The following is a 24,774-nucleotide window of genomic DNA, read 5'->3' as shown; positions in this document are numbered from 1 at the left end:
CCCGTGCTTCTTCACCTGGTTCAGATCTCCGGGATGCTTTCCCTGAAGATCACTTGCAGCCGTGGCTGGTGCAGTTCGTAAGGCAAGCCCCTGACCGCATGGGTCAAGGTGTTGAGCGCCTCGCGGGCCTCTACGCGCGGGTTCTGGTCGATGACCGCGTCCAGCGTGCCGTCGAGCAGAAGCTCCTTGGTGCCTTCCGTCACCTCATGGCCGAGAAAGACCGTCGACAGCGCACGCCCGCGCTCCTTGAGGGCGCGGGCGATGCCGGTGTTGCCGGCGCCGACATTGTAGATGGCGGCCAGGTCCGGGTGCCGGTCGAGCAGGGCGGAGGCCTCCGAATAGGCTTTTTCCCGGTCGTCGAGCATTTCGCGCATCTCGACGATCTGCAGATTGGGCGATTCTTCCGTCAGTATGTGGCGGAAGCCCATCTCGCGCTCCTCGTGGCCGCGATAGGAGAGCGAACCTGCGAACAGCGCGACCTTGCCCGGACGCCCGGCACCCATGAAGCGGTTGAGCAGATAGCCGGCGAGCCGGCCGGCGGCGCGGTTGTCGATGCCGATATAGGCAACCCTCGGCACATGCAGGATGTCGGAAGCGATGGTGACGACCTTGACGCCGCTGGCCGAAAGCGAGCGGATCGCCTCGCGGACCGTCGGATGGTCGAGCGCGATCACACCGACGCCCTGCGTCTGCCCGTGCAGTTCCTGCAGCAGACGCGCAAGCCGGTCCGGATTGAAGCCTTCGATAGTAGCGACACGGACGTCGAGGTCGGGCCGCGCCTGCGCCTGCGCCTCGATCTGGCGGTGCAGCATCTTGATGAAGGAATTGGTGCCGGCGGGCAGGGCGAAATCCAGCCGTATGACCTCGCCAGTAACCGCGTTGAGCGAGCTCGGATTATTCGAATTTTCAGCGATATAGCCAAGCCGCTGTGCCGTTTCGAGCACGACCTCACGGGTGCGCGCCCTGACCCCGGCGCGGTTGTTGAGCACACGGTCGACCGTGGCGGCCGAAACGCCGGCCTCCCGGGCTATGTCTGTCAGGGTGGACCGCACTGTCGATCACCTCATTCCAAAACGCGCCAGGGGCGCATCGAGATCACGCATTTCATGGGTCCACCGTCGGAGAGCGGCTTCATCGCCGTCCGCGATTCTGATGGGAAATGATGTAACCGGCCTTGGCCGATGCGCAAGCCGTTGCGCTACACCAGAGTGCCCAAGCAGACCAAAGCGGGGAGGTGGGCAGCCGGGCTCCCTCAAATTCAAGCACCGGCTTCAGTATGAGAGCCTTTACAAACGCCATTCTTCCCCTCCCGTGAGATGTTATGATGTATTTTGATTATTTATGATGTTGACAGGCTTCGTATAGTGCCGTCAATATCCATCATAAGGGCCGTGGAGGAAACAAGGCCCTGAGGGAGGAGTTCCAATGTCGAATTTGATCCGCGTGTCGCGGCGCCGTTTGCTGGCGTCCGGTGGAAAGGCGGCAGTCCTTGTTGCCGCCGCAGGTATTGCACCGAAATTCATTCGCCCGAGCCGTGCCTATGCGGCCGATGCCCTGGCGCCCGGCATGATCGGTGGCCCGACGGGTTTCGACGGTTCGGAGCGCTATCAATATGGTGCCGATACGCCGGAGGGCCGCGCCATCGAGGCGGCCAAGGCGATGAAGGGCGCCGGTAAGGCGCCGGCCAAGATCGTACTTGGCCTGTCCGACGGCTCGATCGGCCAGTTGACCCAGCCGTTTCCGGCCGGCGCGCCGTCGATCAAGGATCTCTGGGAGAAGGAAACCGGCATTCCGTTGGAAATCGTCGGTGTGCCAAACGGCCAGGAATTCACCAAGACGATGCAGGACATCTCCACCAAGGGTGGGGCGTATGACATCTACGCGGTCGAATGGAACCGTCTTGGCGACCTCGCCGAAACCGGCGGCATCCTCAAGCTCGACGACTTCGTCGCGCAATACAAGCCGGAATGGGACGATCCCGAGCGCGGCTATGTCGACGGCGCCAAGGGCGTCTCGCTGCTCAACCAGTATCGCGGCTCGACCTACGGCGTGTCGCTGGATGGCGATTTCCAGACCTGGGTCTACCGCACCGATCTGTTCGGCGACGCAGCCGAGAAGAAGGCTTTCTCCGACAAATACGGCTATGAACTGGCGGCGCCGAAGACCTGGAAGCAGCATGACGAGATCGCGGCTTTCTTCCAGCGCCCGGACAAGGGCCTGTTCGGCTCGACCGATCTGCGCAACCAGGGCTGGGGCTACACCAACTGGTATCAGCGTTATGTCTCAATGGCTTCGCCCAATCAGTTCTTGTTCGACGATACCGGCAAGCCGCTGATCAATTCGGAGCAAGGTATCGCGGCGACCAGCGAGTACATCGCGTCGCTTTCGCACCATTCGCCGGATGCGATCTCCTGGGGCTGGCCGGAGCAGTACGGCAATTTCGCCAAGGGCGGCGCGGCCATGACCTGCGCCTTCTCCAATCTGCCGAAATTCCTCGACAATGCCGGCAACAAGGATTCAGCTGTCACCGGCAAGATCGGCTCGATGCTGCCGCCCGGCCGCGAAATCGACGGCAAGCTGGTCAGCCGGTCGGTGCTGTGGCTCAATCTGTCGGCGTCGGTGTCCTCGCAAGCCAAGAATCCGGAGGCCTGCTACCTGTTCCTGCAGTGGCTGGGCTCAAGCCGCATCTACGCCTGGATGACTGCCAATCCGGGCGGCTACTTCGATCCGTTCCGGCTATCGGATTTCTCGGATCCGCTGGTTCGCCAGACCTATCACGCCTACCACATGGACGTGGTGCGAGAGACGGTCGCCCGCACCGTGCCCACCATCAACTATCCCGGCGCTACCGCCTTCCACAACGCGCTGGACGAGAACCTCGTCGCCGCGCTGACCAAGGCCAAGACAGCCGAGCAGGCGATGGCCGACACCGAGGCCGAGTGGAAGAAGATTGCCCGCCGCACCGGCGAGGAGAAGCTTCTCGAAGCCATCAAGACCAACAAGGAGGCCTGGCCGACCGTCCTCGATCCGATCGCCTGATCCTTCCAGGATCCTACCAAGAAGGGGAGGAGCGGTCGCTCTTCCCCTCGGCAACGAAGGGCCCAGCAAAGCCGCAAGATGAAGCGTTCAGTTCCTTTCGAGATATTCCGCTATGCCGCGATCCTTGCGGCGATGGCGGTGACGCTGGTGCCGATCCTGTGGATGGTGTCGATGGCGTTCAAGCCGATCGCCGAATGGTCGGCGACCGGCGCCGACCTGACATGGTGGCCGAAGAACCCGACACTCAGCAATTTCCGCTTCGTCTTCGGTGAATCGACCAACAATCTGATCGTCGCCCTCGACCGCACAGCTTTGAAGCCGATCCTGTCGTCGCTGCTGTCGGCCACATTCGGTACGGCAATCGCCATGTCGGCGGGCACCGCGGCGGCCTACGGGCTGTCGCGCTTCGGCTCGGGCCAGAACCTGCCGCTGGTGCTGATCCAGCTTCGCCTGTTTCCGCCGATGGCGGTCATGACCCCGGTGATGATCATGTGGGCCTTCCTCAATTTCACCGACAGCTGGTGGGGGCTGTCGTTGATCTACGGCATCGTCACGCTGCCTTTCGCCTTCTGGCTGATGAAGACCTTCTTCGACGACATGCCGCGCGAGATCGAGGAGGCGGCACTGGTCGAGGGCTGTTCGCGGTGGCGCGTCTTCATCCGCATCACGCTGCCGATGATGCGCGCGCCGCTGGCCAGTGCCGCGCTGTTCGTCTTCATCCTCAACTGGTCGGACTATCTGATTGCGCTGCTTCTGACGACGCGCGAATGGGTGACGGTCCCTGTCTACATGGCCTCGCTGTCCTCCTCGATGACCGGCCAACTCTACGGCGCCAAGGCAGCCCTCGGCCTGATAGCCGCAGTGCCGCCTGTCATCATGGGCATCGCCATCCAGCGCCATCTGGTGCGCGGGCTGACCTTCGGGGCGCTCAAGCAATGAGCGCGGTGACTGCGACGATTTCGGAGGGCGACATGCAAGCCTCCAAAGCGGCGTCGGTGCTGCCGGACGAGGGCGCAAAGCTCGGCTTCCGGCTGACGCTGCCGGCGCAGATCCTGGTGCTGTTCATCGCCGTCTTCCCGCTCCTGATGCAGCTCTACATCAGCCTGACCGACTGGTCGCCGCTGTCGGGCACCGGCTGGTGGAACGCCTGGTCGATGTGGAACAGTTTCGCCAACTACACCGACCTTGCCGCCGATGCGCGCTTCTGGAGTGCGCTGAAGCGCACGGCCATCGTCATGATCGTCTGCGTGCCGGCGGAGTTCCTGCTCGGCTTGGCGCTCGCGACACTGTTTGCCGACGAGTTCCCCGGCAAGCGGATCTTCTACTCGATCCTCTTGATGCCGATGATGGTGGTGCCGGCGGTGGCCGGCTACATGTTCTTCATGCTGTTTCAGTCAGGCGGCCCGGTCAACGACATCCTGTCGGCGATCTCAGGCTTTCCCGTCACCATCGCCTGGCTGTCGGACCCGACGCTGGCGCTCATCGCCGTCATGGTCGCCGATATCTGGCAGTGGACGCCGCTGATGTTCCTGATCCTGCTTGCCGGCCTGGTCGGCGTGCCTGAGGACCAGATCAAGGCGGCGACGCTGCTCGGTGCCAACCCTAGGCAGCGCTTCATCACCATCGTGCTGCCGAAGATGAAGACCATCATCGTCATCGCGCTGGCGATCAGGGTGATCGAGAACTTCAAGATATTCGACACGCTTTACATCATGACCGGCGGCGGTCCCGGCGTCGCTACCGAAACCATCTCCGTCTACATCTACAAGCTCACCACCCAGGACCTGATCTGGGGCTATGTGGCGGCAATCGCGCTGGCCATACTGATCGTGCTGTCCATCGCTGCGGTGTTTGCCATGAAACGCATGGCCCGGGTACGCGAGGTGGCGGCATGAGCACCATCCACCTGCAGAACCTGGTCAAGAAATTCGGCGACTTCACCGCGCTGAAGACGATGGACCTGGCCATTGCCGACGGCGAGTTCATGGCGCTGCTCGGACCCTCGGGCTGCGGCAAGTCGACGACGATGAACATGATCGCCGGCATGGAAGGGCCGACCAGCGGCAAGATCCTGTTTGGCGAGCGCGACATGGCCGGCGTGCCGATGGGGCGGCGCGGCGTCGGCTTCGTCTTCCAGAACTATGCGATCTTCACTCATATGAGCGTGCGGCAGAACCTCGCCTACGGGCCGAAAATGCGCGGCGCACCAAAGGCCGAGATCGGCCGCCGTGTCGGCGCCATTGCCGAGATGCTGCAACTGACGCCGCTGCTCGACCGCAAGGCGGACAGACTGTCGGTCAACATATTGCAGCGGGTGGCGATCGGCCGTTCGGCGATCATGGAGCCGGCGATCTTCCTGCTCGACGAGCCGCTGTCCAATGTCGATGCCGCTTTCCGGGCGGTGATGCGGACCGAATTGAAGCAGTTGCAGCGGCAGTTCCGGCAGACCATGGTCTACGTCACCCACGACCAGCTCGAAGCGATGACCATGGCCGACCGCATCGCGGTGATGGACCACGGCGTGCTGCAGCAGGTCGGCACGCCGCTCGAGGTCTATAACAATCCGGCCAATGTCTTCGTCGCCCGCTTTATCGGCGCGCCGGGCATGAACCTGCTCAAGGGCAGGCCGGCGGAAAGCGACCGTGGTCTGGTCATCGATCTCGGCCCGCTCGGCGTGACACCGCCGCTGCCGGTCGAGATCGCCGATGCCGTACGCAGGATGCGCGGCGAGGTGTTTTATGGCTTTCGACCGGAGCAGGTGACGCTGGCTGAAGGTGGCCGTGGCCTGTCCATGCCGGTGAGTTTCGTCGAGCGGATCGGCGCGCGCACCATCATCCACCTTGGCGACGGCGAGACTGCGGTGAAGGCGGTGTTCGACAATGATGTCGGGCTGGCGATCGGGCAGACAGCTGTCGTCGCGCCGGCGGCGGAGGCGGTGCGCGTCTTCGACGCCGCCACCGGTCTTGCATTGAGAGCAGGTTGAGATGGCCGATATCGTTTTCCATAATGTGACAAAACGCTACGGCAACACGCTGGCCGTCGACGATGCGTCATTCGCGGTCGACGACAACGAGTTCTTCTGCTTCTTCGGGCCGCCGCTGTCGGGCAAGTCGACGATACTGCGTCTGGTGCTCGGGCTGGAAACCCCGGACGCGGGCGAGATCCTGATCGGCGGAAAGCCGGTCAACACGGTGTCGCCGGCCGAGCGCAACGTCGCCATGGTGTTCCAGAATTTGGCGCTGTTTCCGCATATGAGCGCGCGCGACAACATCCGCTTTCCGCTGGTCGAACGCCGGGTCGCCGAAGCCGAGATCGAAAAGCGCGTCGCCGACGTCGCGGCCAAGCTGCATATCGGCCATATCCTGCACAAGCCGCCGGCGCAGCTTTCGGGCGGCGAGCGGCAGCGCGTGGCGATTGCCCGCGCGCTGGTGCGCGACCCGGCCGCCTATCTGATGGATGACCCGATTTCGGCGCTCGACGCCCGGCTGCGCGAGGAGACGCGCGTCGAGCTCAAGCGCATCCAGCGCGAGCTTGGCAAGACGCTGATCTATGTCACGCACGACCAGGAAGAGGCGATGTCGATCGCCGACCGCATGGCCATACTGGAGAACGGCAAGATCAGGCAGATCGGCGCGCCGGCCGAGATCTATGACCGGCCGACCAGCACTTATGTGGCGCGGCTGCTCGGGTCGCCGATGATGAATATATTGAAGTCGGTGCACGGCGCGGAAGGCGTGGAGGCGGCGGAAGGCACGATCCGCATCGCGGACAAGGCTGCGCCGGCCGATGCCGTCGAGATCGGGCTCAGGCCGGAAGACATCAAGGTTAAGGCCTGGTCGGAGGAGGGCGCGGGCCGCCCGGCGCGAGTGTTCGAGGTCGAGCCGCTCGGCGGCTACACCGTGGTGACGCTCGCCGCCGGAAAGACGCGTCTGCGGGCGCTGTTACGCGGCCAGCCGGACGTCAGGCCGGACGCGATGGTGGTGATATCCTGCGAGCCGGGCAGGGTGCATTATTTCGGACAGAGCGGGGGAGCCTTGGCACGATGACGGCGGCTGCAAGGAACGAGCTTCGGGAGGAACATATGGCAAGCCAAGAAATGGTGGGCAACGGCTTCGAGCCGGACGTTAAAGTCCGCACCAGGGAATACAGGATCGGCTGCGTCGGCGCCGGCATGATCATGGCCGAATGTCACCTTGCCGCCTACAAGGAAGCCGGTTTCCCCGTGGTGGCGATTGCCTCGCGGACCAAGGCCAGCGCCGAGAAGGTCGCCAAACGCTGGGATATCCCAACCGTCCACGACACGCCGGAACAGCTCATCGAGGACAAGAACGTCGAGATCATCGACCTTGCCTTTCCGCCCGACCAGCAGCCGGCGCTGATCCGCCATGCTCTGAAGCAGGCACATATCAAGGCGATCCTGGCGCAGAAGCCATTGGCGCTGTCCCTTGAAGAGGCCGTCAAACTTCGCGACGAGGCGGCCAAGGCAGGCAAGATCCTCTCGGTCAACCAGAACATGCGTTACGACCAGTCGATGCGCGTCTTGAAGCAGATCATCGACAGCGGCGCGCTCGGCGACATCGTTTTCGCCCAGATCGACATGCATGCGATCCCGCACTGGCAGAGCTTCCTCGAGGACTATGACCGGCTGACGCTCGCCAATATGAGCGTCCACCATCTCGACGTACTGCGTTTTCTGTTCGGCGATCCGGACGAGATTACCACCCTGACTCGCAAGGACCCGCGCACCCGCTTCGATCATTCGGACGGCATCACCGTGTCGACGATAAAGTTCCCGTCGGGCGTGCTCGCCGTATCGCTTGAGGATGTCTGGTCCGGTCCGCGCCAGGAGGGCTACAAGGACGACCAGCACATCAATTGGCGCGTCGACGGCACGAAGGGCGTCGCCAAGGGCACCATCGGCTGGCCGACTGGCGCTGCCTCGACGCTGACCTACGCCTCGACCGAGACCACCGGTGGTGAATGGGTGACACCCAGCTGGGACACGATGTGGTTCCCGCATGCCTTCATCGGCGTCATGGAGCAGCTCCAGCACGCGGTCAAGACGGGCGAGCCGCCGGCGCTGTCGGTCGCCGACAACGTCAAGACTATGGCGCTGGTCGAAGCCGGCTATCGTTCGATCGACAAGGGCCGGACAGTCAAACTTTCCGAAATATCAACTGACTGAATCACTTACAGGGAGGACTTCACACCATGATGCAGGCAGGTATTTTCACGGGTTATTTCCCGTATGGCCTCAAGGAGACCGCGCAGAAGATCCGTGCGCTCGATTTCAACACCGTGCAGCTCGACCTGCATTTCAGGGATATCGACCTTTCCGCCGGACAGATCACCAAGGACAAGGCCAAGACTGTCCGCGATACGTTCCGCGACCACAATCTGCCGATCTGCTGCGTATCGGGCTACACCAACATCATCCATCCGGATATGGGCGAGCGCGAGAGGCGCGTCGGCTATTTGAAGGAGATCATCCGCAACGCACGCCATTTCGGCACCCCTTACGTGATCTCGGAAACCGGTACCTACAACACCGAGTCCGACTGGGTGCATCACCCGAAGAACAAGACCGAGGAAGGTTTTGAGGAATGCCGCAAGGTCATCGCCGACCTTGCCCAGACCGCCTATGACCACGGCGCGGTCTTCCTGCTCGAGACCTATGTCAACAATGTCGTCGGCTCGGTCGAGGAGACGGTGAGGATGTTCGCGCAGGTCGACCACCCAGGCCTCGGCCTGCTGATGGACCCGACCAACTATTTCGAAACGCACAACATCGACAGGATGGACCAGATCCTGAACCAGGTGTTCGACACGCTGACCGACAAGATCAAGATAGCCCACGCCAAGGACGTCAAACGCTCCGGCGGCGACAAGTCGGAGAAGCACGCCGACATCGGCGACGAGGACGCGCTGGAGAGCCACACTTTCCGCGGCGTCGGCGAGATCGAGCTGCCGGCGCCCGGTCTCGGTTCGCTGAACTACGACCTCTATCTCAAGCGGCTGGCCGAAAAGCACCCGAACATCCCGGTCATCATCGAGCATCTTTCGGAAGACGACGTGCCGCGCGCCAAGAAATTCCTCGACGGGAAATTCCGCGCCAACGGACTGTGATGGCGCGGTTCGGCTACGAAACAAGGGAGGAAGAGAAATGTTGAAATTCGCGTTGAAAATCGCTGCCGCGGCGACCGTTCTCGCCGGTGTGGCGCTGGGTACGCCGGCGCTGGCGCAGGACGCCCAGAAGACGTTCTACCTGCTGTCGCATGGCGGCCCGTCGGATGCCTTCTGGATCGACTGGAATGCCGGCGCGACCAAGGCCTGCGACCAGCTCAAGGTGACCTGCAAGATCTCGTTCAGCGGCGGCGACATGGCGGCGCAGAAGGAGGCCTTCAACTCGGCCCTTGCCGCCAAACCGGACGGCATCGCCACCACCTCGGCGCAGCCCGGCCTGTGGACCGAGGAGGTCAAGGCAGCCAAGGCGGCCGGCATCCCGATCGTGTTCTTCAATACCGACGATCCGGCAACCGGCCGGCAGGCCTATATCGGCGCCGACCTTAAGGAAGCCGGTGTCATCTGGGCGAAATATCTGGTCGACCACAAGATGGTGAAGCAGGGCGACAAAGTGTTCCTGCCGGTCGAAGTGCCGGGCGCCAGCTACCAGCAGCTCGAGACCGAAGGCATCGCCAGCGTCTTCGATCCGCTCGGCATCAAATATGATGTGGTCGATTGCGGCACCGATCCGGCCGGCATCATCGCCAAGATGACCGACTACATAGTCGCCAACAACCCGCCGGCGATCATCGCGCTCGGCGATTCCGTCGCGGCCAGCGTCAAGCGGGTGTTCGACGGCGCCGGCGTGCCGGCCGGCAAAATCCCGGTCGTCGGCTGGGGCAATTCGAAGGAAACGGCCGAGTCAGTGAAGTCTGGGTTCATCAACGCGGCTGCCTGGCAGTTCCCGTCAGCGCAGGGCTTCATGCCGGTGGCGCTGCTCGGGTTGGCCGCCGCTGGCGAACCGATCGGCTACGACATCCACACGTTCAGTCTCTACGACGCCTCGAGCGTCGAACCGATCCTGAAACTCTACAACAAGTGATTGGAACTGACGCTCGCCGCGCAGGCGGCGGGCGTCACCCTGAGATATGGTCGAAACAGTCATGACAATTGCCGCAGAAGAGGAAATGCCGCGTGCCAAACGCAGGTCGAGCCTGATGCGCTCGCCGCAGTTCTCTTCGCTCGTCATCCTGATTGTCCTGCTGGCGGTGTTCGCGATCGCCGACGCCAATTTCCTGTCGCCGGTCAACATCTCCAACATGATGGCGTTCCTGCCCGAGCTCGGCATCATCGCCCTCGGCATGACGCTGCTTCTGACGGCGGGCGAGTTCGACCTTTCGGTCGGTGCCGTGTTCGGGCTGGCGCCGGTCGTGGTCATGCTGCTGGTGCAGAACGGCGGCTTTGATATTGGTGTCGCGCTGCTGGCCGGCCTGCTGATCTGCATAGCGATCGGTGCGATCAACGGGCTGATCGTCACCAAGATCGGCATCTCCTCCTTCCTGGTGACGCTGTCGATGCTACTGGTGGTACGCGGGGCAGCGCTTTACATCACCCAAGGCTTTCCGCTGAAATCCTGGAACCAGCCAGGCTTCTTCGTGACGCTGCTGGCCGGCAGCTTCAATATCGGAACGTTCCGTTTCTATACCTCGCTGTGGTGGTTCATCGGCCTGTCGCTACTGGCGATCTATGTGCTGCACTACGCCAAGCTCGGCAACTGGATCAGCGCTATCGGCTCGAACCGTAACGCTGCCGTGGCGCGTGGTGTGCCGGCCGATGCGGTCAAGATCTGGCTGTTCATCCTGACCTCGGTGCTTGCCGGTCTCGCCGGCATGATCAGCGCCTTCCGCATCTCTGCCGCCTCGCCGGTGGCCGGCACCGGCTACGAGCTCGAAGTGATCGCCATGGTGGTGGTTGGCGGCACCGCGCTGACCGGTGGACGCGGCACCATTTTAGGCACCATCGTCGGCGCGCTGATGCTGCGCAGCATCCGCAACGGCATCGTGCTGATCGGCGTGCCTGGGCTCGCCTATAACATCTTCGTCGGCGTCATCATCCTTGCCATGCTCATCCTGCACGCTTTGCTGCAGAAGAACGCCGCCAGGAGCTGATCATGGAAGTGCTTCGGCTGCAGAATTTGCAAAAATCCTTCGGCAGCGTCCGCGCCCTGAAGAACGCGTCCTTCGCGCTCAACGAGGGCGAAGTGGTGGCCTTGCTCGGTGACAACGGCGCCGGCAAATCGACGCTGATCAAGGCGATCTCGGGCGTGTTTCCGGTCGATCGCGGCGAGATCTATGTGCGCGGCCAGAAGGTCTCCATCCGCTCGACGCGCGACGCGATGGATCTCGGCATCGAGACCATCCACCAGGACACCTCGCTGGCGCCCGACCTCAGCATCGCGCGCAATCTTTTCCTCGGCCGCGAGCCGGTCAATCTCAAATGGCTCGGCGTGTTCGCGCCGCTCGATCTCGCTCGATTGCGCGATGCTGCGTCGGCTCTATTGAAGCGCGTCGGCATCTCGAAAAAACTCGACGCCGATGCGCTGGTCAGCACATTGTCGGGCGGCGAGCGCCAATCGATCGCCATTTCGCGTGCCATGCAATTTGCCGCCAAGGTCATCATCCTCGACGAGCCGACCAACAATCTCGGCGTCGAGGAAACGCACGGCGTGCTGCGCTTCGTCAAGGAAGTGCGCGACGCCGGTCACTCGGTGCTTTTGATCACCCACAACATCCATCACGTCTTCCAGGTCGCCGATCGCATCATCGTCATGCGCCGCGGCGAGATCGTCGCCGAGCAGACGGTCGCCGATACCGATCTGCTGACCGTGGAAAGCATCATCACCGGTGCCGACATATCGGCCCTGCTCAAGGAGACGAGAGCGAAGTGAAGGACCGGAGCAAAGTGAGAGAACTGGCCGTCACATGGTAGAGCTTTACGGCAAGACGCTGTCGCGCCGGCAGGTCTCGGAACGCTCGGGCATGCTGTCGCAGTTCGCCGGCGTGCGGCTGATGACGCTTGGCGACGGCGTCGAGCGCGGCATCCGCATGCTCGAATTCCGCACCGGCTCCGGCCTGCGCTTCACCGCGCTGGTCGACCGGGCGCTCGATATCGCCGATTGCGACTTCAGGGGCCAGGCGATCGGCTGGCACTCGCCGAGCGGTTTTCGCCATCCCGGCCTGCACGAATATGAAGGCGAGGAGGGATTGGCGTGGGCGCGGTCGTTTTCCGGCCTTCTGCTGACCTGCGGCCTCGACCATATATTGTTCATGAACGAGGTACCCGCCGACACCTACAACTACCCGCCGAAGAAGACGGTACGCCATTCGCTGCACGGCCGTGTCAGCACCATTCCAGCGCGGCTGACCGGCTATGGCGAGACCTGGGACGGCGACCGCTGCGTGTTGTGGGCCGAAGGCATCGTCCAGCAATCGACTGTATTCGGCGAGGATCTGCACCTGCTGCGGCGGATCGAGGCCGATGTCGGCGGCAACGAGATCCGGCTTTCGGACCGTGTCGTCAATCACGGTTTCAACCGTACGCCGCATATGTATTTCTACCACATCAATGTCAGTCATCCGGTGCTCGACGAGGGATCGCGCTACCTGGCGCCGATCCGCGACGTCGTCTGGGCCGGGCATGCCGGCGAGCGCTATGAAGCGCAGAAGGTCGGCTACCGCACGGTGCCGGCGCCGCAACCGGGATTCAAGGAACAGGTCTGGCAGCATGAACTCGGCGCCGACAGCACCGGCGAAGTCCCGGTGGCGGTGGTCAACGACAGGCTCGGCCTTGGCTTCGAGGTGGTCACGCGCAAGGACCAGTTGCCTTGCGCCTATGAATGGCAGAATTTCCAGGCCGGGCAGTACGCGCTGGGCATCGAGCCGTCGACGCATCATGTGCTGGGCAATCTGGCGGCGCGCGAACGCGGCGAGATGATCTGGCTGGAGCATGGCGAGAGCCGCTCCTACGATGCGGCGTTCCGGGTCCTCGACGGCGCCGGCGAGATCGCCGCCGCCGAAAGCCGGATCGCTGCAATCGCCAGGCAGCCGCAGCAGGATTATCCGCAGCCGTCGGGCCGTTTTCCTGTTCTTGGAGGCAGGTCGTGATAATGGCGAAGACGATACGGGACACCAGTTGGGAGGCTGGTTCCGGCCGGAGCGGGGAGGGTTCGCGGCCGATCGGGAATTGGAGGTCACAATGGCTGGCACGGTAAAGCGCGATTACAGCCTGGTCGGCGAAAGCACGCGCAGGGCGATCGAGACGGGACTGGCCTCGGCGGAGTGGTACCACACGGATGTCCCCCGCAAGGCGATCAAGGAGTTGATGCAGCGCTCAGACGGTCCGGCGATCCGCGACACGATCATCTGGATCGTCGCCATCCTCGGCTCCGCCGCCGGCGCCATCTATTTCTGGGGTACCTGGTGGTGCGTGCCGTTCTTCTTCGTCTACGGCGTGCTCTACGGCTCGTCCAGCGACTCGCGCTGGCACGAATGCGGCCATGGCACTGCCTTCCGCACGCGCTGGATGAACGATGTCGTCTACCAGATCGCCAGCTTCATGCTGATGCGCAACCCGGTGACCTGGCGCTGGAGCCATGCCCGTCACCACACCGATACCATCATCGTCGGCCGCGACGCCGAGATCGCCGTGATGCGCCCGCCGGACCTTTTGCGTGCGGCGCTGGCTTTCACCGGCATCCTCGATTTTCGCTATTCGCTTCCGGCACTGGTACGCCAGGCGTTCGGCAAGCTGACGCCCGACGAGAAAAGCTACGTTCCCGAGATGGAACAGCACAAGGCCGTCATCGCGGCGCGCTGGCATATTGCCATCTACATCGCCACAATAGCACTCGCCCTTTTCATGCAGTCGTGGGTGCCGGTGGTGCTCATCGGCGTGCCGCGCCTTTACGGCACCTGGCACATGGTGATGACCGGCCTGCTGCAGCACATCGGTCTGGCCGACAACGTCGTCGATCACCGGCTCAACACCCGTACCGTGTACATGAACCCGATCAGCCGGTTCATCTACTGGAACATGAACTACCACGTCGAGCACCACATGTTTCCGATGGTGCCCTATCACGCGCTGCCCAGGCTGCATGAATTGATCAAGCACGATCTGCCGGAGCCGAACCCGTCGATATGGCATGCCTATCGCGAGGTCTGGCCTGTCCTGCTCAGGCAGCTCAAATACGAGGATTATTTCCTCAAGCGCGAACTGCCGCCAACCGCACGGCCCTATCGTGGCGAATTCCACGAAGTGAACATGTCGGCAGCGGCTGAGTAGGTACTGCGCACAAGCGCAACGCAGAAATTTCAGGAGAGATAGAGATGGCCGATTGGGTCGAAGCGTGCGCCGTGGACGATGTCGAAGAGGAAGATGTCATCCGCTTCGACCATGGCGGCCGCACCTTCGCGATCTACCGTTCGCCGGACGATGAATTCTTCGCCACCGATGGGTTTTGTACGCATGAGAAGGCGCATCTGGCCGATGGGCTTGTGATGGACGACATCATCGAATGCCCCAAGCACAATGGCCGCTTCAATTATAAGACCGGGCAGGCGAAGGGCGCTCCCGTTTGCGTCAATCTCGCGACCTATCCAGTCAAGGTCGAAGCTGGCAAGGTGATGATCCAGATCGCCTGACCGGCCTTCTGTCACGTAGCAAAGGGGACCAAAATCCATGAGCCGGAAAAGACCGACCGTCGCAGACCTGCGTGCCATGAAGGGCAAGCGGCAGCTGACGATGCTGCGCGTGCTGACGATGGACGAGGCCGAGGCCGCCGAACGCGCCGGCGTCGATATCGTCTCGGTGCCGCCGGAGCTGGTACTCAATCCGCAATACCGCGATGCGGCACCCAGCCTGTTCACCATGCCGGGCGAGAATTTCTTCGAAATCGGCACCGCCGATGATTTCGTCCGCTGGGCGTTCCGGCTCTACAAGGCCAGCGCCGATGCGGTCTATTGCAGCGCCGGGTACGCCACCATCAAGCGGATGGCCGACGATGCCATTCCGGTGATCGGCCATGTCGGCCTCATCCCGTCACGCGCCACCTGGACGGGCGGCTTCAAGGCTGTCGGCAAGACCGCCGATACCGCCATGCAGGTGTTCGAGGCGGTGAAGCAACTGGAGGCCGCCGGCGCGATCGGCGCCGAGATCGAGGTGGTGCCGGTCGAGGTGGCCAAGGCGATTTCGGAACGCACGTCGCTGATCATGCTGTCGATGGGAGCGGGCACCGGCTGTGACGCGCAGTATCTGTTCGCCGACGACATCCTCGGCCAGAACCGTGGCCACATGCCGCGCCATTCCAAGGTCTATCGCAATTTCGCCGCCGAATACGATCGCCTGCAGGCCGAACGAATCGCTGCCTTCTCCGAATATGTCGCCGATGTGAACAGCCTGGCCTATCCCGAAGACAGGCACGTCGTGCACATGGACCCGGACCAGCTCAGCCTGTTCCTGGAGAAGATCGAAGCCGCATGAGACGCCCCGGCAGCGGCACGAAGCGTCATCGCGGATCGTAAAAGGCCGGTTCGGCGCCAGCGCCGGGTCATCGCATGGCCGGCTGCGATGCCACACGAAAGTTTGTTGGACCAGGTCTGGACGGCACCGGCCAGATACTGTTGAAACCGGTGGGTCATCGGTTTGCCGGATAATTGTGCGGTTGCCGATGGAGCGGGTGAAAATTCCCCTTCGGACAGTTCTGTGCATGACCGCCATTCCCGAAAACAAAGCCTTGCCCGAAACCGCGCCGGCGGCGCGGCAAGCTCGGCGGGTGGCGCTGATCGTCGCCGTCGCCTTTTTCATGCAGCTTCTGGATTCGACCATCATCTCGACCTCGCTGCCGCAGATGGGAGAATCCTTCGGCGTGCCGGCGGTGGCGATGAGCATCGGCATCACCGTTTATATGCTGACCATGGCGGTGTTCGTGCCGCTGTCCGGCTGGCTTGCCGACCGTTTTGGCGCGCGCAACATCTTCCTCGTGGCGATCGCCCTGTTCACGCTGGCCTCGCTCGTTTGCGGCATCTCACAGAACTTGGCCGAGTTCGTCGCCGCACGCGCGGTTCAGGGCCTGGGCAGCGCGCTGATGACGCCGGTCGGCCGCATCCTGGTATTGCGCAACGCGCCGAAATCCGAGCTTCTCAACGCCACGGCGCTGATCACCTGGCCGGCGCTGTTTGCGCCGGTGGTCGGGCCGGTGCTTGGCGGCTTCATCACCACTTATCTCTCCTGGCACTGGAATTTCTTCATCAACATCCCGCTTGGCGTTGCCGGTTTGGCACTGGTCGCCCGCTTCATTCCCGGCGACCGCGAAGCCGGAGCCAAGCCGCTCGACTGGCCGGGCTTCCTGCTGACCTCGGTGGGGCTCGCCGCGATGCTCTATGGCCTCGAGCGCATCGCGCATCCGGAAGAGGGTGTGTTGCCGACCGTGGCACTGCTCGGCACGGGCATTTTGGTCGGCTGGCTGGCGGTGCGGCATCTGCAACGCGCCAACCATCCGCTGCTCGACCTCACAGCTTTCAAGGTGCAGACCTTTGCCATCTCGACGCTTTCGGCCGGCACGATCTTCCGCATCGCCATCAACGCCACTCCATTCCTGCTGCCGCTTTTGTTCCAGGTCGGCTTCGGCCTGAGCCCGGTCGATGCGGGCATGATGATCCTGGCCTATTTCCTCGGCAATCTCGGCATGAAGGCGGTGACGACGCCGATGCTGAGGCGCTTCGGCTTCCGTTCGGTGCTGATCGTCAACGGGGTGATCGCCTCTTTATCGATCATGGCCTGCGCGGCGCTTTCGCCGCAGACGCCGCAAGCGTTGGTGGTGGTGCTGATGCTGATCGCCGGCCTTTCGCGCTCGATGCAGTTCACCGCGCTCAACACACTGGCCTTCGCCGATGTGGCCTCACCGCAGCGCAGCTCGGCGGCGACGCTGTCCAGCATGCTGCAGCAGATGGCGATGCTGTTCGGCGTAGCGGTCGCCGCGGCACTGCTCAACCTGTCGCAGATCGCCAGGGGCGCTGCGGCGCTCGATCTCGTCGACTTCCGACTTGCCTTCGTGGCGATCGGCGCAATCGGGCTCGTCGCCTCGTGTCGCTTCCTGGCGTTGCCGAAGGCTGCCGGCGCCGAGGTCTCGGGCCATGTTTTGCGGATTTGACACAGGAATCCAGCGGCAATCGCGGACATAAATTATGCCTGCTTCGCTCGTTCCGGAGCAAACCTTTGCCGGCGCTTCGATCGGCGCGATCAATTGCAAAACAGCTTGAGTTCCCGGCATTGCGCCAGCCTCGCCAATCGGTGCATCCAAGCGCGGAATTTCCTCGCAAGCCGGCCTGCAATGCGCGGATTCATTTGACGAATTGGTCTTGAGCCGATTAGCTTTCGTTCCGATGGCCGCAGAGGGAGCAGGGCGTAGCCATCGCGGGTGAAAGCGGGCAATGAACGCGACCGGCTGGCGAAACTGGAGAAGCCTTAACCAGGAGGGCATTGTCTTTGCCATCGCGGTTGTGCTGTTCATTGCCGCCGCCATCGGACTGCCCGGGTTTATCAATTCGAACAATCTCGTTGCCATCGTGCGCTCGGTCTCGGTGCTGGGCATCTTGGCGCTCGGCATGGCGGTCGTCATCATCGGCAGGGGCATCGACCTGTCGGCGGTGGCGATCATGGCGATGTCGGTCGCGTGGTATCTGCAACTGCTGAATTCGGGGATGCCCGACGGGCTGGCCTTCGCCTATGTGCTCGCCGGTGTTCTCGCCATCGGGCTGTTGAACGGAATCCTGGTCGCCTACGCCGAGGTCCCGGCGATCTTCGTGACGCTGGCGACCGCGTCCTTCGTCTTCGGCTATGTGCGTTCACAATTGATCACGCAGGACGCCGTGCCGGTGCCGCCCGGCCATTGGGTCGAGCTTCTGGGCGGGCTGCGTTTCCTCGACGTCCCGGTCGAGGTGTTTGTCTTCGCCGGGCTGGCTTTCGCCTTCTTTCTGTTCCTGCGCTACACCAAATGGGGCCGCTACGTCTATTTCGCCGGCGACAACCCGGTCGCGGCGCGCAATATCGGCATTCCAGTGCGCCCGATGCTGGTGCTGCGCTACGTGCTGTCGGCCCTGGTCTCGCTGGTTGCCGGCCTGCTCACTGCGGCCAGCCTGCATTCAATCAACACCCGCATCGTCAATTCCACGCTGCTCTACGACATCGTGCTGGTGGCGGTGATCGGCGGCATCGGTCTGTCTGGCGGGCGGGGCGGGGTGCGCAACGTGCTGGTGGGTGCCGCGCTGATCGGCATCCTGCTCAACGCCATGACCATCATCGACATTCCGCTGCTCTATCAGAACCTGATCAAGGCCGCGATCCTGCTGGCGGCGATCATCGTCGATGGGTTCATCAATCCGCGCGACGAGCAGACCGCGCAGCAGGGCGACATTTAGACTGACGCGAACGGTTGGGGCCGGCCGCGAACGACATACCAAACCAGAGGATGTGACATGAAAATCATCAGGACATTTATGGCTGCCGCGGCAGCGCTTGCCATCTCCGCCTTCGTGGCGCCGGGCTTCGCTGCAGAAGATCCGGGTCCGGCCGCCTATTCGCAAGCGCTCAAGGGCAAGCGTGTGATGCTGGTGCCGATGGCGATGGGCTTCGACCTGGCACAGGGCTGGGCGCATTACCTGAAGACGGAGGTCGAGGCCTGGGGCGGCGTGTTCGAGACGCGTGACCCGAACTGGGTGGTCGATGCCGGCGCGCAGGCGATAACCGACGCAATCTCGTCGGACGCCAGGCCGGACGTGCTGATCATCCACTCGCCGGACCTCAACTCCTATGCCAAGCTGATGAAGAAGGCGCAGGCGGCCGGCACCTATGTGCTTTTGGTCGACAATCCGGCGAACTTCCCGGCCGATGCCTTTGTCGGCAGCGACTGGGATCGGCTCGGCCAGCTGGAAGCCGAAGCGGCGATCAAGGGTTGTGGGCCGAACTCCTCCAAGAAGATCGGGCTGGTGCAGGGCGACCAGGCCAACTCGTCGAGCCTCTACCAGTATGCCGGCATCATGAAGGTGCTGGACAAGAACCCCGACTTCAAGGTCGTGGCCAAGCCGGACTCCAACTGGGATGCGACGACCTCGCGCAACGTGACGACGACGATGCTGCAGCAGAACCCCGACATCTGCGCCATCATCGATTTCTGGGATGGTGACGCGACCGGCGCATCGGCTGCGATCCGCGATGCCAAGCTCGAGGGCAAAGTCTTTCTGGTCACCACCGGCGGTGGCGAAAAGACCGCCGACTGCGACAAGCTGCAGGACGGCACCTATGGCGCGGTGGTGATGACCGACCTTGCCCGCCAGTCGGGTGACATGAACGCCGTCATCAAGTTCCTGTTGCAGAGTGGCCAGCCGGCCGGCACCTCGCACACCTACATCTACACGCTGGAGAAGGCGACAACCAAGGCCGACCTCAAGCCGGACAGCTGCTGGGACTTGAAAGCACTGCAAGCCCAAGCTGCGGCCAAGTAGGCCGGCTTTCCTGAGCTTCGCGCTGCCCCTCATCCGCCTGCCGGCACCTTCTCCCCGTATAGTGACGGTGAGAAGGGATACGCTCCAACGCTGGCGACCCCCTCTCCCCGTCTCTATACGGGGAGAGGGTAAGGGTGAGGGGCAGCGCAAACCTGAGGCGATTGTTCTGCGGATAGCCCGGCCCCTTTTTCCCTTTTCTCTCGAATAGCAGCAACCGATGTCCTTTCGCGAACGCCTCCAGTCCTGGCGCTACAATCTCGTGCCCGACCATCTCGTCGGCGAGATATTGAGCAAACGCTGGACCGACAACGCCATTCCCTTCCTGGCGCTGGTGGCGACGCTCGGCGTGTTCGGTTCGATCATTCCCGGCTTCTTCAAGCCGATGTCGCTACAGGAATCGACCCGCCAGCTCGGCGAGTTCTCGCTGGTAGTCACCGGCATGACGGTGGTCATGCTTGGCGGCGGCATCGACCTTTCGGTCGGCTCGATCTTCGCGCTGTCCTGCTTTTCCGCCGTCTTCGTCTTCTTCATCCTCGAACAATCGGTGTGGCTGGCGCTGGCCGCCTCGATCGCCACCGGCCTGCTGTTCGGCGCGATCAACGGTTACCTGATCGGCTATTTCAGGCTGCGCGCTTTCCTGACGACACTGGTCACCTTCATCTTCGGGCGGGCGCTGTTCGACATACTGGTCACCACCTATGCCGCCGACGTCCAGCTTTCCGATGCCACATCGGATGTGCTGGACTTCATCGGCGACGACACCTTCTGGGGCCTGTCGGTTGCGGTGTGGGCGGCGATTATCCTGGCGATTATTACGCATGTCGCGCTGACGCGCTCGCGGCCCGGCTGGCATGTGCAGGCGGTGGGCGGGTCGCGGCGATCGGCTCACAATGCCGGCATCCGCGTACGCCGCACCGTGTTCATGACTTATGTGTTCTCCGGCTTCTGCGCCTCGCTAGGCGGCTTCCTCATTGCCTGCCGGCTGAGCGGGGCAGGGCCGGGCACAGGCCTCAACCTCGAGGTCATGGCACTGACAGCGGCGGTCGTCGGCGGCGTCAGCCTGGGCGGCGGCCGCGGTTCGGTGATCAAGGGGCTGATGGGCGCAATCATCGTGCTGACGATGACCAACGGGCTGATCCGGCTGGGCTATGGCACCGGCACCAACCAGATGGTGCTGGGCATCATGCTGGCCGTCGCCGTCACCATCGACATTCGCTGGCTGAAGAACCGACACAAGGTGCTGGACGAGGTCTACGTCGCACCGGTCTATCTGAAAATGGGCGCAACGCAGTCGGCCGCACCGGGCTCGGGCACCCCCTACGAGCTCGACAACCGGCTGTCTGGGGCTGACCATATCGGGCTCGGCGAGCTGGAAGGGCCGGAAGACGTCATCCTCGACCGCGACGACCATCTCTATTGCGGCACCAGGCATGGCGAGATCGTCCGCTTCTTCGCGCCGGACTACAAACGCTCGGAGGTCTTTGCGCATATTGGCGGCTTTCCACTCGGCCTGGCCTTCGACAAGACAGGCAATCTGATCAGCTGCGTCGGCGCGATGGGGCTTTATTCGGTTTCGCCGCAGCGCGAGGTGAAGCGGCTTTCGGCGGAAACGTCGCGCTCCTGGACCTCGATCGTCGACGATGCGCGGCTGCGCGACCCAAATGATTGCGACATCGCGCCGGACGGCCGCATCTACTTCACCGATTCCACCAAGCGCTATGACGCGCACGACTGGGCGCTGGACTCGATCGAGAACCGCGCCACCGGGCGGCTGCTTGTCTATGACCCGAGGGACGGCTCGACGAGAACGCTGCTCGACGGCTACCGTTACACCAATGGCGTGTGCATGGCGCATGACGGGAAGTCGCTGTTCTTCGCCGAAAGCTGGGCCTGCCGCGTGCACCGCTACTGGCTGGAAGGGCCGAAGGCGGGCGTTGCCGAATGCGTCATCCGCGACATGCCGGGCTACCCCGACAACATCAACCGTGCCTCCGACGGCAATTACTGGATGGCCTGGCTCGGCATGCGCACGCCGAGCTTCGACCTGTCGCTGCGCCATCCCGACATGCGCAAGCGCATGACGCGCCGGCTGCCGCAGGACGAATGGCTTTTTCCCAACATCAACACCGGCGGTGTGGTAAAATTCAACGAGAACGGCGGCATCGTCGAGGCGATGGGCGACCTGTCGGGCGCCGCGCATCCGATGGTGACTTCGATGCGCGAGCATAAGGGTTTTCTGTTCGTCGGCGGCATCCTCAACAACCGGATCGGCCGCTACAGGATTGCCGGCGCCGACCCGAACTGGACCAGCCCCGCTTCCTACTGGGGTGCCAAGCCATGATGCTGGACCCGATCCTCGACATCTTCCGCGGCAAGGCGGTTACCATCCCGCCGCTCGACGGTGCCTTCAGGCCGAACACGCTGCTGGACGATGTTGCGGCCTTCGCCGAACTGCCCGAGCCCGACAATCTGCTGGTCGCCGACGGCCGGCTGCTGGCGTCCAGCGGCAATGCCCTCTACGCGCTCGCCGCCGGTGGCGCGCCTGTTCTGGTCGAGACATTTCCGGCCGTGGCCACAGCGCTCGCGCGCTCGCCCGCCAGCGAACTGACGGTCGGGCTCGAAAGCGGCAGGCTGCTGATTGCAGGCAAGGAGGCCGCCCTGCCGGCCGAGATCCGCTGCATAACAGCACTCGCCTACGCGGAAGATGGCACGCTTTGGCTGGCCAATGGCTCGGCCGAACACGTGCCGTCGGAATGGGCCGCCGATCTGATGAAGAAGGGTGCGTCGGGTTCGCTGTGGAAGCGCGATCCGGCAGGCAGCGAATTCCGCAAGCTCGCCGGTGACATCGCCTTTCCCTATGGGCTGCATCCAACCGGCAAGGACGTGCTGGTCGGCGAGAGCTGGCGGCACCAACTCGTCCGCTTCGACGGCGCGACAGGCAGCCGCTCGACGGTGCTGGCGCATCTGCCCGGCTATCCCGCGCGGCTATCGCCCGCCGCCGATGGCGGTGCCTGGCTGGCGCTGTTTGCGCCCCGCAACCGTCTGATCGAATTCGTGCTGCAGGAAACGCACTATCGGAACGACATGCTGGCGCAAGTGTCTCCGCAACACTGGATCGCGCCGGCACTCGCCTCCAACCGCAGCTTCCTCGAGCCGCTGCAATGCGGCGGCATCCGCACTATGGGCATCCACAAGCCGTGGTCGCCGAGCCGCTCCTACGGGCTGGTGGTCAGGCTCGATCGGGAGATGCGGCCGCAATTCAGCCTGCACAGCCGCGCCAACGGCACGCGCCACGGCATCTGCAGCGTGGCGGAGACAGACGGTCGCCTGTTCATTGCCTCGAAAGGCGGCGATTGCCTGCTGGCCATCGACCTGACTTCAGGAGGGCATCGCTGATGGAACCGATCGTCCGCCTGGAGAACGTGACCAAGACCTATCGCGGCGTGCCCGCGGTGAAGAATGTCAGCTTCGAACTGCGCAAGGGCGAGATCCACGCGCTGCTCGGCGAGAACGGTGCCGGAAAATCGACGCTGACCAAGATCATCGCCGGCGTTGTCGACGCGACATCGGGAAAGATGTTCCACAAGGGTCAGGAGATCGCCTACGCCTCGCCGCATGCGGCACTTGAAGCCGGCATCGCCATGGTGTTCCAGGAAACCAGCCTGGTGCCGTCGATGACGGTGGCGCAGAACCTCTATCTCGGCACGGAGAGCTTTCTCAACCGGCTGCGCGGCACCTACATCTCGGCGCAGCAGTTCCTGCAGTCGCTGAATTTTCCCGTCGACCCCAATGCCATGGTGGCGACGCTGGGCGCGGCCAAGCGGCAGATGGTCGAGATCGCGCGCGCCGTCCACCACAATGCCGAGATCATCATCTTCGACGAGCCGACGGCGACGCTGACGCCAGAGGAAAAGCGGCACTTCTTCGCGCTGATCCGCCGGCTCAAGGCAAGGGGCGTGTCGATCGTCTTCATCAGCCATGCGCTCGAGGAGGCGCTTGATATCGCCGACCGCATCACCATCCTGCGCGACGGCGAGCTGGTGATCACCGACGATACCGCCGCCTTCGATCGCGACAGGATCGTCGCTGCGATGGTCGGGCGCACGCTGTCGGGGCAGCTCTACAGCCAGCGCGACGAGACCAGGCTGCGCAAGGCCGGCAAGAAGGTGCTGTCGGTGCAGGACATCTCGATGAGCAATGTCGTGCGCAACAATTCCTTCTCGATCTTCGAGGGCCAGATCACCGGCGTGTTCGGGCTGATCGGCTCGGGCCGCACCGAGACATTCAAGATCGTCTCCGGCATCTACAAGCGCGATTTCCTGCGCGGCGGCACCATCGAGCTGGACGACCGGCCGGTGCGCTATCTCGTGCCGAGCGAGGCGGTGGCGGACGGCATCGTCTATGTCACCGAAGATCGCAAGAGCGAGGGGATTTTCGAGACGATGGACGTCGCCGAGAACCTGTTCGGCGGCTTTTTAGCGGCGGGGCGGGAAAAGAGCTGGGTAATCAACGCGCAGGAGATGCGGGCGCTGTCTGCCGAATGGACCAGGACGCTGAACGTCAAGGCGATCAACGATAATGCGCGCGTGGTCGAGCTTTCCGGAGGCAACCAGCAGAAGGTGGTGATCGGCAAGGGGCTGGTGCAAAAGCCGCGCATCGTCATCTTCGACGAGCCGACGCGCGGCGTCGATGTCGGCGCCATCGCCGAGATCCACCAGATCATCAACCGGCTGGCCGACGAGGGCCTCGCCGTCGTCGTCATCTCGTCCTACCTGCCGGAGATCATGAACCTGTCCGACCGCATCCTGGTCTGCCGGCAAGGCCGCATCGTCGAGGAGTTCTCGCCTGCCGAGGCGACGGAGGAGAAGATCATGTACGCTGCGGTGCATTAGGTTCCCGGGCGCGGAAGGTTGACATTTGGACGGTTTTTGCGCCGGCGGATCGTACACTTTGGAGATTGGCCGAGGCGCCCGTCGTTTCGTCATCCTGGGGCGAAGCAAGGAGCGAAGCGACGCGGCGCAGATCCCAGGATCCATGCCGCTACATCAGAGCGCTGCAGCGGTGCAGCATCCTGCTCCGCTGCACCCCTCGGCTAATGTCACGGCATGATGGGGTGGACGGCGCCCGACGGCATCGGATGTGCCAGAATGAGTTCGTTGAGATCTCAAACAAG

Annotated in this window: 21 protein-coding genes; 20 read left to right on the top strand and 1 reads right to left on the bottom strand. The window is 63.2% G+C overall.

Going from position 1 to position 24,774, the window contains the following annotated elements:
* Nucleotides 1–20: 20 nt before the first annotated feature.
* Nucleotides 21–1,052, bottom strand: a complete 1,032-nt coding sequence (locus NKH04_RS25140) for a LacI family DNA-binding transcriptional regulator (protein WP_352772999.1) — start codon at nt 1,050–1,052, stop codon at nt 21–23.
* A gap of 373 nt (nt 1,053–1,425) precedes the next feature.
* Between NKH04_RS25140 and NKH04_RS25135 the strand changes: the two genes are divergently transcribed.
* The 20 genes from NKH04_RS25135 (at nt 1,426) to NKH04_RS25040 (ending at nt 24,493) form a co-directional block, all read left to right on the top strand.
* The gene (locus NKH04_RS25135) at nt 1,426–3,039 is read left to right on the top strand and encodes an extracellular solute-binding protein (protein ID WP_352771393.1); all 1,614 of its coding nucleotides are present in this window, start codon (nt 1,426–1,428) and stop codon (nt 3,037–3,039) included.
* 78 nt (nt 3,040–3,117) lie between these two features.
* Nucleotides 3,118–3,978, top strand: coding sequence for a carbohydrate ABC transporter permease (locus tag NKH04_RS25130; RefSeq protein ID WP_353045154.1), 861 nt, complete (start codon nt 3,118–3,120; stop codon nt 3,976–3,978).
* Nucleotides 3,975–4,934 carry a carbohydrate ABC transporter permease gene (locus tag NKH04_RS25125; protein WP_352836236.1) on the top strand — a complete coding sequence of 320 codons (960 nt, stop codon included), beginning with the start codon at nt 3,975–3,977 and terminating at the stop codon, nt 4,932–4,934. The genes NKH04_RS25130 and NKH04_RS25125 overlap by 4 nt, the downstream gene beginning before the upstream one ends.
* Nucleotides 4,931–6,022, top strand: a complete 1,092-nt coding sequence (locus NKH04_RS25120; protein WP_352686258.1) for an ABC transporter ATP-binding protein — start codon at nt 4,931–4,933, stop codon at nt 6,020–6,022. The genes NKH04_RS25125 and NKH04_RS25120 overlap by 4 nt, the downstream gene beginning before the upstream one ends.
* Nucleotide 6,023: 1 nt before the next feature.
* On the top strand, nt 6,024–7,085 hold the full coding sequence (locus NKH04_RS25115; RefSeq protein WP_352836241.1) for an ABC transporter ATP-binding protein: 1,062 nt from the start codon (nt 6,024–6,026) through the stop codon (nt 7,083–7,085).
* A gap of 50 nt (nt 7,086–7,135) precedes the next feature.
* Nucleotides 7,136–8,224, top strand: coding sequence for a Gfo/Idh/MocA family protein (locus NKH04_RS25110; RefSeq protein WP_353045160.1), 1,089 nt, complete (start codon nt 7,136–7,138; stop codon nt 8,222–8,224).
* 26 nt (nt 8,225–8,250) lie between these two features.
* Nucleotides 8,251–9,165: a sugar phosphate isomerase/epimerase family protein gene (locus NKH04_RS25105; RefSeq protein ID WP_352772987.1), complete on the top strand. Its 915-nt coding sequence runs from the start codon at nt 8,251–8,253 to the stop codon at nt 9,163–9,165.
* A gap of 37 nt (nt 9,166–9,202) precedes the next feature.
* Nucleotides 9,203–10,144, top strand: coding sequence for a sugar ABC transporter substrate-binding protein (locus NKH04_RS25100; protein ID WP_352922150.1), 942 nt, complete (start codon nt 9,203–9,205; stop codon nt 10,142–10,144).
* Between the two features lie 61 nt (nt 10,145–10,205).
* On the top strand, nt 10,206–11,210 hold the full coding sequence (locus NKH04_RS25095) for an ABC transporter permease (RefSeq protein ID WP_352922148.1): 1,005 nt from the start codon (nt 10,206–10,208) through the stop codon (nt 11,208–11,210).
* Nucleotides 11,207–11,989 (top strand): ATP-binding cassette domain-containing protein, encoded by a 783-nt coding sequence (locus NKH04_RS25090; protein ID WP_353045159.1) that lies wholly within the window; start codon nt 11,207–11,209, stop codon nt 11,987–11,989. Before NKH04_RS25095 ends, NKH04_RS25090 begins: the two co-directional genes overlap by 4 nt.
* Before the next feature lie 34 nt (nt 11,990–12,023).
* Nucleotides 12,024–13,205: an aldose 1-epimerase family protein gene (locus NKH04_RS25085; RefSeq protein WP_352686245.1), complete on the top strand. Its 1,182-nt coding sequence runs from the start codon at nt 12,024–12,026 to the stop codon at nt 13,203–13,205.
* A 91-nt stretch (nt 13,206–13,296) separates the two neighbouring features.
* A complete protein-coding gene (locus NKH04_RS25080) occupies nt 13,297–14,385 on the top strand; it encodes a fatty acid desaturase family protein (RefSeq protein WP_352452737.1) in 1,089 nt (362 codons plus the stop codon).
* 44 nt (nt 14,386–14,429) lie between these two features.
* Nucleotides 14,430–14,744 carry a MocE family 2Fe-2S type ferredoxin gene (locus tag NKH04_RS25075; protein WP_023675786.1) on the top strand — a complete coding sequence of 105 codons (315 nt, stop codon included), beginning with the start codon at nt 14,430–14,432 and terminating at the stop codon, nt 14,742–14,744.
* A gap of 37 nt (nt 14,745–14,781) precedes the next feature.
* A complete protein-coding gene (locus tag NKH04_RS25070) occupies nt 14,782–15,582 on the top strand; it encodes a 3-methyl-2-oxobutanoate hydroxymethyltransferase (RefSeq protein ID WP_023675787.1) in 801 nt (266 codons plus the stop codon).
* 226 nt (nt 15,583–15,808) lie between these two features.
* Nucleotides 15,809–17,251, top strand: coding sequence for a DHA2 family efflux MFS transporter permease subunit (locus tag NKH04_RS25065; protein ID WP_352819967.1), 1,443 nt, complete (start codon nt 15,809–15,811; stop codon nt 17,249–17,251).
* Between the two features lie 280 nt (nt 17,252–17,531).
* Entirely contained in the window at nt 17,532–18,518 is a 987-nt protein-coding gene (locus tag NKH04_RS25060) for an ABC transporter permease (RefSeq protein ID WP_352819336.1), read from the top strand.
* Nucleotides 18,519–18,575: 57 nt separating this feature from the next.
* Nucleotides 18,576–19,601, top strand: a complete 1,026-nt coding sequence (locus NKH04_RS25055; protein WP_352503657.1) for a sugar ABC transporter substrate-binding protein — start codon at nt 18,576–18,578, stop codon at nt 19,599–19,601.
* A 217-nt stretch (nt 19,602–19,818) separates the two neighbouring features.
* Nucleotides 19,819–21,942 (top strand): ABC transporter permease, encoded by a 2,124-nt coding sequence (locus tag NKH04_RS25050; protein ID WP_352819337.1) that lies wholly within the window; start codon nt 19,819–19,821, stop codon nt 21,940–21,942.
* The gene (locus NKH04_RS25045; protein ID WP_353023481.1) at nt 21,939–22,997 is read left to right on the top strand and encodes a hypothetical protein; all 1,059 of its coding nucleotides are present in this window, start codon (nt 21,939–21,941) and stop codon (nt 22,995–22,997) included. The genes NKH04_RS25050 and NKH04_RS25045 overlap by 4 nt, the downstream gene beginning before the upstream one ends.
* Nucleotides 22,997–24,493: a sugar ABC transporter ATP-binding protein gene (locus NKH04_RS25040; RefSeq protein WP_353023483.1), complete on the top strand. Its 1,497-nt coding sequence runs from the start codon at nt 22,997–22,999 to the stop codon at nt 24,491–24,493. Before NKH04_RS25045 ends, NKH04_RS25040 begins: the two co-directional genes overlap by 1 nt.
* The last annotated feature ends 281 nt before the right edge of the window (nt 24,494–24,774 follow it).

Source organism: Mesorhizobium sp. M1365, from assembly GCF_040317865.1.
Classification (GTDB): domain Bacteria; phylum Pseudomonadota; class Alphaproteobacteria; order Rhizobiales; family Rhizobiaceae; genus Mesorhizobium.
This window is presented reverse-complemented; position numbering and strand designations above follow the sequence as displayed.